Source organism: Massilia sp. CFBP 13721, from assembly GCF_014842025.1.
In the GTDB taxonomy this organism is placed as follows: domain Bacteria; phylum Pseudomonadota; class Gammaproteobacteria; order Burkholderiales; family Burkholderiaceae_D; genus Telluria.
The window spans coordinates 37,654-46,105 of the sequence record NZ_JACYUY010000039.1 but is presented as its reverse complement, the minus strand read 5'-3'; the positions used below and the strand labels follow the sequence as shown (position 1 = coordinate 46,105).

Genomic DNA, 8,452 nt, shown 5'->3' with positions numbered 1-8,452 from the left:
GTGTGCTGAAAACTGGCGAAAAGTTCAATCCGATGCTGCACGCCGCTTGACAGCCATAACAGTATCTACGGGCGAGGCCGCAGGCCGTAGCATGCGAAACCCGGACGAGCCGCAGGCCGTGGGCCGCGAAAACGATAAATGCCGGGGATCTTTGTGGCAAAAAAAAACTCAGACGCTCTGCCCTGCCACGTAGCCGGAGGCCCAGGCCCACTGGAAATTGTAGCCGCCGAGCCAGCCGGTAACGTCGACGGTTTCGCCGATGAAGTAGAGGCCGGGGACATCTTTCGCCATCATCGTCTGTTGCGACAGGGCACGGGTGTCGACGCCGCCGAGGGTGACCTCGGCCTTGCGGTAGCCCTCCGAGCCGGTCGGGACGATGGCCCAGCGGTTGATGGCATCGCCGAGCTTGCGCAGCTTGGCGTCGGGCATGTCGGCCAGGCGGGCGTCAGGGGCAAGGCCGTTGGCCAGCAGCAGGCCCTCGATTAGGCGCGCCGGCAGCCACTGGGTCAGCACGTTGCCGAGCTGTTTCTTGACCGTCGTTTTCGAACCGATCAGCTCTTCGGCGATGTCCATGTCGGGCAGCAGGTTCACCACGATCGGCGTGCCCGGTTGCCAGTAGCTGGAAATCTGCAGGATTGCCGGGCCGGACAGGCCGCGGTGAGTAAATAACAGATCTTCGCGGAACAGGCCGCGCCTGGCGTTCTTCCCTTTGCCGGAGCCGGTCGAGACTTCGACTTCCAGCGCGATGCCGGCCAGCGGCGCGAACGCTTCCCAGCTCGGGCCGTCGAAGGTGAGCGGCACCAGGCCCGGACGCGCTTCCACCAGCGGCAAACCGAACTGGGTGGCGATGCGATAACCCAGGTCGGTGGCGCCGATCTTCGGAATCGACAGGCCGCCGGTGGCGATCACCACGCTGTCGGCTTCGATGTCGCCGTGGTCGGTGTCGATGCGGTAGCCATCCGCCTCTTTCGCGATGCCGTGCACCTTGCACGGCATGCGCCAGTTGACTTCGGCGGCGCTGCATTCGGCCTTCAGCATGGCGATGATCTGCTCGCTCGAGTCGTTGCAGAAGAGCTGGCCGCGGTGCTTTTCGTGGTAACCGATGCGGTGCTTTTTGACCAGCGCCAGGAAATCCTGCGCCGTATAGCGCGACAGCGCGCTCTTGCAGAAGTGCGGGTTCTCGGACAGGAAGTTGGCCGGCCCGGCGTTGATGTTGGTGAAATTGCAGCGTCCGCCGCCCGAGATGCGGATCTTCTCGGCCAGCTTTTCCGCGTGGTCGATCAGGACCACGCGCTTGCCGCGTGCGCCGGCGATTGCCGCGCACATCATTCCGGCCGCGCCTGCGCCGATAATCGCTACATCGAATTGTTTTGCCATGAGCTGCTGCCGCCAAATTCCAAACCCGCCATTGTAAACGCTGGGCCTCGCGGCCGCACGCCCATCGGCGACAGTGTGGTTTTACTGAGCAGCCAGCGGAGTGCGCCGGCGCACCTCGCGCGCGGCCGCCGTCACCCGCGCCACCTGGTTCGCGATCGACACGGGAACCGGCGCCTCGCCGGCCAGTGCAGCGCGAATCCAGGCAGCAGTGGCCGCCGCATCGCGCGCTTCCGGTACTGCGGACAAGGTATCGGCCGGCGGATCGCGCTCGACCAGCACTTCGCGCGCGCCCCCGTGAAACCAGTCGATCTGCTGGGCGCGGTGCGGGTTGGCGACCGTCTCGCCTTCGGTGCCGCGCATCAGGAAGGCGTCGCCGCGCGCGTGCGGCGCGGCGCTCTGGAAGTACTCACCCAGCGTCTGCAGGTATTCGGGATGGGTGTACGAGACCAGGCGCAGCGCCGCGCCCTCGAAGGGTTGCAGGATCTTGACGATAGTATGCGTCGAGTTGCGCACGCCGAGGATGCGGCGCAGCGACAGCATGTGGGCAAGGTTTGGGGCCAGCGCCTCGATCGGCATGAAGGCGGGGCGGCCCGCTTCGAACGCATCATGTACGGCGGCGCTGGTGGCGGCTTCGGCCAGGCCCAGTTCGGCCAGGATCTCGGCGGTGGTGACGCGGCCCGGGTCGGTGCGCACGCCGTGCACCAGCGTCGGCACGCCTTCGCGCGCCAGCAGCAGCGCCAGCAGTGGCGTCAGGTTGGCGAGTTTGCGCGCGCCGTTATAGCTGGGGATCAGCACCGGGGCGTACTCGCCCGGGGGCGCGGGCAGCGGCGCGAACGCGTTTTCGGCGGCGTCCATGAAGCCGGCCAGCTCGTCCACCGACTCGCCCTTGATGCGCATGGCAAGCAGGATGGCGCCCAGTTCCAGGTCGGAGACGCGGCCATCGAGCATGGCGCCGTAGAGCGCGGCGGCATCGATGCGCGACATGCTGCGCGCGCCTTTGACGCCGCGGCCGATCTCCTTGATGAAGTGGGCGGCGGGGAATGGGTTCACATGGTTTTCGGTCGTCATACCGTCAGCTTACACCCACATGCGTTCGCCCTGCTTTTGCGCTGTTTGCTGCACGTTGCTGCAGATAAGCATTTTTGGCGCTACACTCGTCGATCCGACTTTGTCCAACGGACCGCACCATGCAGATCACACCAGATATCGAAAATACCAACGTTACCTCGTTCGGGCGTATGCCGACCCCGACCGAGCTGCACGCCAAGCTGCCGCTTTCCGAGGGGGCGTTTGCCACCGTCATGAACGGCCGCGCCGCGCTGCGCGACATCCTCGACCGCAAGGACGGACGCCTGTTCGTCGTCGTCGGCCCCTGCTCGATCCACGATCCGGAAGCGGGCCTGGACTATGCGCGCCGCCTGAAAGCCTTGCAGGAAGAAGTCGCCGACACCATGCTGCTGGTAATGCGCGTGTATTTTGAGAAGCCGCGCACCACCACCGGCTGGAAAGGCTACATCAACGATCCGTTCATGGACGATTCGTTCCAGGTCGACGTCGGCATGGAACGCGCACGGCAATTCCTGATCGACGTCTGCGAACTTGGCCTGCCGACCGCCACCGAAGCGCTCGATCCGATCTCGCCGCAGTACCTGGGCGATTTGATTGCCTGGACCGCGATTGGCGCGCGTACCACCGAATCGCAGACCCACCGCGAGATGTCTTCGGGCCTCTCCACCCCGGTCGGCTTCAAGAACGGCACCGACGGCGACGTCAGCATCGCAATCAACGCGGTGCTGTCGTCCGCCAATCCGCACGCCTTCCTCGGCATCAACGGCAAGGGCGCGGTCTCGATCGTGCGCACGCGTGGCAACGGCTACGGCCACGTGGTGCTGCGCGGCGGCGGCGACCGGCCGAACTACGATTCGGTATCGGTCACGATCGCCGAGCAGGCCTTGACGAAGGCGGGATTGCCGGCCAACCTGGTGGTCGACTGCTCGCACGCGAACAGCTACAAGAAGCCGGAGCTGCAGCCGCTGGTGATGTCGGACGTGATCCAGCAGATCAAGCACGGCAACCGCTCGCTGGTGGGCGTGATGATCGAGTCGAACATCGTGGCGGGGAACCAGCCGATTCCGTCGGACCTGAGCCAGTTGAAGTATGGCTGCTCGGTGACCGATGGGTGTATCGGGTGGGACGATACGGTGACGATGCTCAGGAATGCGCACAAGGAGTTGCTGGGCCGTCCTTGATCGTCCTTGATTCGATAACGGTGGATTTCCCGCGACCGTAGGGTGGGCCGGGCGGCGAACCGCTCCGCCCACGCGGTACGGCGCGTGATACGTGGAGGCCTGGCTTAACGGCGCCGCGTATCAACCGGTGATCCGCGTGGGCCGAGCGGTTCGCCGCCCGGCCCACCCTACGGTCACGAATGATCAGGGGCAGACAACTGGCGGCCGGCATCACGCGCCGGTCTGCTTTACAATGCCACCTTCCGCTTTTCCCTTCCGGCTTTTCCCATGATTGTTCTCGGCGTCGAATCCTCCTGCGATGAAACCGGCCTGGCTCTGTACGATACCGAGCGCGGGCTGCTGTCCCATGCCCTGCATTCGCAGGTCGCCATGCATGAGGAGTATGGCGGCGTGGTGCCGGAACTGGCCTCGCGCGACCATATCCGGCGCGCCCTGCCCCTGCTCGAACAGACCTTGAGCGACGCCGGCATCGCCAAGTCCGACATCGACGCCATCGCCTACACGCAAGGCCCGGGCCTGGCCGGTGCGCTGCTGGTGGGCTCCTCGGTCGCCTGCAGCCTGGCGCTCGCGCTCGACAAGCCGGTGCTGGGCGTGCACCACCTCGAAGGTCACCTGCTGTCGCCCTTGCTGGCGACGGACCGTCCGGCCTTTCCCTTCATCGCCCTGCTGGTCTCGGGCGGACACACGCAGCTGATGCGGGTCGACGGCGTCGGCCGTTACACGCTGCTCGGCGAAACGCTGGACGACGCCGCCGGCGAAGCCTTCGACAAATCGGCCAAGCTGCTCGGCCTCGGTTATCCGGGTGGGCCCGCGATTTCGCGCCTGGCCGAATTCGGCGACCCAAGCGCCTACACCTTGCCGCGCCCGATGCTGCACTCGAAGGATTTCAATTTCAGCTTCTCGGGCCTGAAAACGGCCGTGCTGACCGTGGTGAAGAACCACGAAGAGAAGGTCATCGCCAATATCTGCGAGCAGGACAAGGCGAACATCGCGCGCGGCTTCGTCGATGCGATCGTCGACGTCCTGACTGCGAAATGCGTGAATGCGCTGCGCCACTCGGGCCTGAAGCGGCTGGTGATCGCCGGCGGCGTCGGCGCGAATGCGCAGCTGCGCGCCTCGCTGAATGCGGCGGCCGAGAAGCGCAAGTTCCGCGTGTTCTATCCGGAGCTCGAGTTCTGCACCGATAACGGCGCGATGATCGCCTTTGCCGGCGCCCTGCGGCTGGAGAGGAATCCGGCCCTGGCGACGCGCGATTACGCCTTCAACGTGCGGCCGCGCTGGCCCCTGGACGAGCTCGAAGCAGCTTGATGCCTCGATGAACTTGCAACGCCCGCATCGATCCTAACGTGTGACCGCCCTGCCCCAAACGGTGGCAAACTCTGGCGGTTCAGTTTTGGGAGGCACTACATGCGCGTTGTAAGTTGGAACATTCACTGGGGCTGCGGGAAGGACGGGCGCATCCGTATTCACGCGATCATCGATGTGCTGCGCAAGCTCAATCCAGACATCATCTGCCTCCAGGAAGTCGCCGCCAACCACCCGGAACTCGAAGGCAGCGCCACCGCCAACCAGTTCAAGCAGCTGGCCGGCGCCTTTGGCGGCTTCCATGCGATCGAGTACGCGCCCAGTGAAATCTACCGCAACAACGTCCCCCGCCTGTTCGGCAACCTGATCCTCTCGAAATACCGCATCACCCAGGCCCACCGCCACCTGCTGCCCTGGCCGGCCGACCCGGACAACCTGCCCGGCATGCCGCGCGGCGCGATTGAGGTCGTGCTCGACACGCCGGGATCGAAGCTGCGCCTGGTCACCACCCACCTCGAATACCATTCGCCGCTGCAGCGCCTGGCCCAGGTGCAGCGCCTGCGCGAACTGCACGCGCAAGCCTGCGCCCGCGCGCGCATCTTCGCGCTGCATCCGGAGATGGATGCGCCTTACCAGCTCGGCGAACGTCCGGCCGCCGCCGTCTACTGCGGCGACTTCAACATGGCGCCCGGCGCCGCCGACTACCAGGCCCTGCTCGCCCCCGGCCTCGACGGCGCATCGACGCTGGTCGACGCCTGGGCCGCCCAGCACGCCGGCCAGGCGCACGCGCCCACGACCGGCCTGCACGGTTACCCATGGCCGGAAAAGCCCGATTGCTACGATTATTTCTTCGTCACCGAAGACCTGGTGCGGCGCGTGGCGTCGGTCGAGGTGCAATCGGAGACGGCGGCGTCGGATCACCAGCCGGTGGTGCTGGAGTTGATTCCGGGGGCGTGATGCGCGCACCGGACGTACGGTGTGTGCAGCAGGACGTAGGGTGGTCGGCGCCACCCGCCGGCATGCAAACAGTTTGCGCGTGCGCCACCCACGCGTTCAACGCACGTGTGCCATGGCGCGAGTTTTCACGAGCCGGTTGAACGCGTGGGCGGCGCCGGCGTTATCGATATTCATGTGCCCGGGTAGAGCCGTCCACCCTACGGGTATGCCAGACGCGTGGCCGATGACGCAGTAGGGTGTTCGGCGCCACCCGCCGGCATGCAAACCGTTTGCGCGTGCGCCGCCCACGCGTTCAACGCACGTGTGCCATGGCGCGAGGTTTCACGAGCTGGTTGAACGCGTGGGCGGCGTCACCTGTGCCGATATTCATGCGCCCGGGTGGAGCCGACCACCTACAAAACCAACCCACCGATCAAATCAGCGGCGCATCCGCCTGTGCCGCGATCTCGCGCAGCGCGCGTTCAAACACGTCCGGCGGCTGGCCGCCGGAGATCAGGTGGCGCTGGTTGATGACGATCGCCGGTACCGAGCGGATGCCCGCGCGCTGGAAGAACAGTTCGGTCTCGCGCACTTCGTCGGCATATTCGCCGCTGTCGAGGATGCGCTGCGCCTCGGTGGTGTCGAGGCCGACCTGGCCGGCCACGCGCACCAGCAATTCGCGCGAGCTCGGGTCTTCGCAGTGGGTGAAATAGGCTTCGAACAGCGCCAGTTTCAATGCATGCTGGCGGCCCTGCTCTTCGGCCCAGTGCAGCAGGCGGTGGGCGTCGAAGGTGTTGTAGATGCGGCCGCGGCGCGCCATGTCGAAGGTGAAGCCGACCGCTTCGCCGCGCTGGCGGATCTGTTCGCGCGAGGCGATCTGCTGCTCGAGCGGGGCGCCGTATTTTTCGGTGATGTGTTCGACGATGTCCTGGCCTTCGGGACCCATGTCGGGATTGAGTTCGAAGGGCTGGAAGTGCAGCTCGGCGGTGACGTCGGGGGCGACTTTTTCGAGCGCCTGTTCGAGTGACTTGAGGCCGATCGCGCACCAGGGGCACGACACGTCCGACACGAAATCAATCCTCAATTGCTTGCTCACGTTGTACCGCCTTCCTGAATGGGTGCCGGGGCGAGGTGCGCCGGCTTGGGACGGTATGTGGGGATGGTTGTGAGGGAATCAACGGGAATGCGCGACTGCGCGTGCGCTGGTTGAACGCGTGGGCGGAAGATCCGCCCACCTTACGTCCCTTCGATTGGCAGCGCGGCCATACAAGAGCCGGTTGAACGCGTGGGCGGCGTCCACGCAGCGTGAGCATCATGGGTCCGGGTGGAGCCGTCCACCCTACGTCCCTGCGCTTTGCGTCACGGGTCTTACTTCTTTTTTGCGCCGGCGGCCTTGCTGCCGATGCGCGATTCCTTGCCGGCGATGAGGTTGCCGATGTTGGTGCTGTGGCGCCACAGCAGGAGCGAGCTCATGGCGATGACGGCGAACAGGATTTCGTTCACGCCGAACAGCAGGCCGTAGTAGAACGGCGCGAACACGGCGGCGATCAGGGCGGCCAGCGACGAGTAGCGGAAGGCATACGCCACCACCAGCCAGGTCACCAGGGTGGCGAGGCCGAGCCAGACGTTCAGGCCGAGCAGCACGCCCAGCGCGGTGGCGACGCCCTTGCCGCCGACGAAGCGGAAGAAAATTGGAAACAGGTGGCCGAGGAAGACGGCAATCGCGACCAGGGCGATGCCGGCGTCGTCGAGACCGTAATCCGGACCGAGCTGGACTGCCAGGAACACGGCCAGCCAACCCTTGGCGCCGTCGCCGATCAGGGTGGCGATCGCCGCTTTCTTGCTGCCGCTGCGCAGCACATTGGTCGCGCCCGGGTTCTTCGAGCCGTATGTGCGCGGGTCGGACAGGCCGAACACGCGGCTCATCACGACGGCAAACGAAATCGAGCCGATCAAATAGGCGGCGATGGTGGCAATCAGGGTGTTCATTGTGTTGTCTCTCTGTTATGACCCTCTGGCGGGCTCGTGAATATACACCAGCACCGCCGCCGGCGATAGGCCAGCCTAGGTTCTTAGTCCGCCAGCGCGCACTGCACCGCTTTGGCGCCGAGCACGTCGACCAGCACGCGGGGCGCGATGCCGACCAGGTAGCCGCGGCGGCCGCCGTTGATGTAGATTTTTTCCAGCGCCAGGATGCTTTCCTCGACGTACACCGGCATCGCCTTGCGCGTCCCGAAGGGAGAGGTGCCGCCGATCAGGTAGCCGGAGTGGCGCTGGGCCACCTCGGGCTTGCACGGTTCGACCGACTTGCAGCCGATCGCGCGCGCCAGGTTTTTGGTGGACACCTTGCAGTCGCCATGCATCAGCACGATCAGCGGACGCGCCGCCTCGTCCTGCATCACCAGGGTCTTGACGACGTCATGCTCGGGCACGCCGAGGGCGCTGGACGAGACCGCGGTGCCGCCGTGGTCTTCATAGGCATAGGGATGCTCGGTGAAACTCACCGCATGCTTGCGCAGGAACCCGGTGGCGGGTGTCTCGGACACGTGCTCTTTCTTGGCCATGCGTGATACGCTAAACACTGG

Annotated in this window: 8 protein-coding genes; 3 read left to right on the top strand and 5 right to left on the bottom strand. The window is 65.5% G+C overall.

What is annotated here, in order from left to right:
- Positions 1-168: 168 nt before the first annotated feature.
- Together IFT60_RS24950 and ybiB are read right to left on the bottom strand one after the other, a co-directional pair.
- Positions 169-1,377: a BaiN/RdsA family NAD(P)/FAD-dependent oxidoreductase gene (locus IFT60_RS24950; protein ID WP_192056810.1), complete on the bottom strand. Its 1,209-nt coding sequence runs from the start codon at positions 1,375-1,377 to the stop codon at positions 169-171.
- Between the two features lie 81 nt (positions 1,378-1,458).
- Positions 1,459-2,445, bottom strand: coding sequence for a DNA-binding protein YbiB (gene ybiB / locus IFT60_RS24945; protein WP_192056809.1), 987 nt, complete (start codon positions 2,443-2,445; stop codon positions 1,459-1,461).
- 119 nt (positions 2,446-2,564) lie between these two features.
- Here ybiB and IFT60_RS24940 point away from each other — a divergent pair, with 119 nt between their 5' ends.
- The 3 genes from IFT60_RS24940 to IFT60_RS24930 all read left to right on the top strand — a co-directional run bounded on the left by IFT60_RS24940 (position 2,565) and on the right by IFT60_RS24930 (position 5,888).
- Positions 2,565-3,626, top strand: coding sequence for a 3-deoxy-7-phosphoheptulonate synthase (locus tag IFT60_RS24940; protein ID WP_192056808.1), 1,062 nt, complete (start codon positions 2,565-2,567; stop codon positions 3,624-3,626).
- Positions 3,627-3,893: 267 nt separating this feature from the next.
- A complete protein-coding gene (gene tsaD / locus IFT60_RS24935; protein ID WP_192056807.1) occupies positions 3,894-4,934 on the top strand; it encodes a tRNA (adenosine(37)-N6)-threonylcarbamoyltransferase complex transferase subunit TsaD in 1,041 nt (346 codons plus the stop codon).
- Positions 4,935-5,033: 99 nt separating this feature from the next.
- The gene (locus tag IFT60_RS24930) at positions 5,034-5,888 is read left to right on the top strand and encodes an endonuclease/exonuclease/phosphatase family protein (protein WP_192056806.1); all 855 of its coding nucleotides are present in this window, start codon (positions 5,034-5,036) and stop codon (positions 5,886-5,888) included.
- A gap of 412 nt (positions 5,889-6,300) precedes the next feature.
- Here IFT60_RS24930 and IFT60_RS24925 read toward each other — a convergent pair whose 3' ends face one another.
- The 3 genes from IFT60_RS24925 to IFT60_RS24915 all read right to left on the bottom strand — a co-directional run bounded on the left by IFT60_RS24925 (position 6,301) and on the right by IFT60_RS24915 (position 8,431).
- Positions 6,301-6,963: a DsbA family oxidoreductase gene (locus IFT60_RS24925; RefSeq protein ID WP_192056805.1), complete on the bottom strand. Its 663-nt coding sequence runs from the start codon at positions 6,961-6,963 to the stop codon at positions 6,301-6,303.
- A gap of 272 nt (positions 6,964-7,235) precedes the next feature.
- Positions 7,236-7,856 carry a glycerol-3-phosphate 1-O-acyltransferase PlsY gene (gene plsY, locus IFT60_RS24920; RefSeq protein ID WP_192056804.1) on the bottom strand — a complete coding sequence of 207 codons (621 nt, stop codon included), beginning with the start codon at positions 7,854-7,856 and terminating at the stop codon, positions 7,236-7,238.
- A gap of 83 nt (positions 7,857-7,939) precedes the next feature.
- Positions 7,940-8,431, bottom strand: coding sequence for an aminoacyl-tRNA deacylase (locus tag IFT60_RS24915; protein WP_192056803.1), 492 nt, complete (start codon positions 8,429-8,431; stop codon positions 7,940-7,942).
- Between the last annotated feature and the right edge of the window lie 21 nt (positions 8,432-8,452).

Coding starts and splice junctions, on each gene's coding strand:
- IFT60_RS24950 (WP_192056810.1), bottom strand. CDS start 1,377: ATGGCAAAACAATTCGATGTAGCGATTATCGGCGCAGGCGCGGCCGGA.
- ybiB (WP_192056809.1), bottom strand. CDS start 2,445: ATGACGACCGAAAACCATGTGAACCCATTCCCCGCCGCCCACTTCATC.
- IFT60_RS24940 (WP_192056808.1), top strand. CDS start 2,565: ATGCAGATCACACCAGATATCGAAAATACCAACGTTACCTCGTTCGGG.
- tsaD (WP_192056807.1), top strand. CDS start 3,894: ATGATTGTTCTCGGCGTCGAATCCTCCTGCGATGAAACCGGCCTGGCT.
- IFT60_RS24930 (WP_192056806.1), top strand. CDS start 5,034: ATGCGCGTTGTAAGTTGGAACATTCACTGGGGCTGCGGGAAGGACGGG.
- plsY (WP_192056804.1), bottom strand. CDS start 7,856: ATGAACACCCTGATTGCCACCATCGCCGCCTATTTGATCGGCTCGATT.
- IFT60_RS24915 (WP_192056803.1), bottom strand. CDS start 8,431: ATGGCCAAGAAAGAGCACGTGTCCGAGACACCCGCCACCGGGTTCCTG.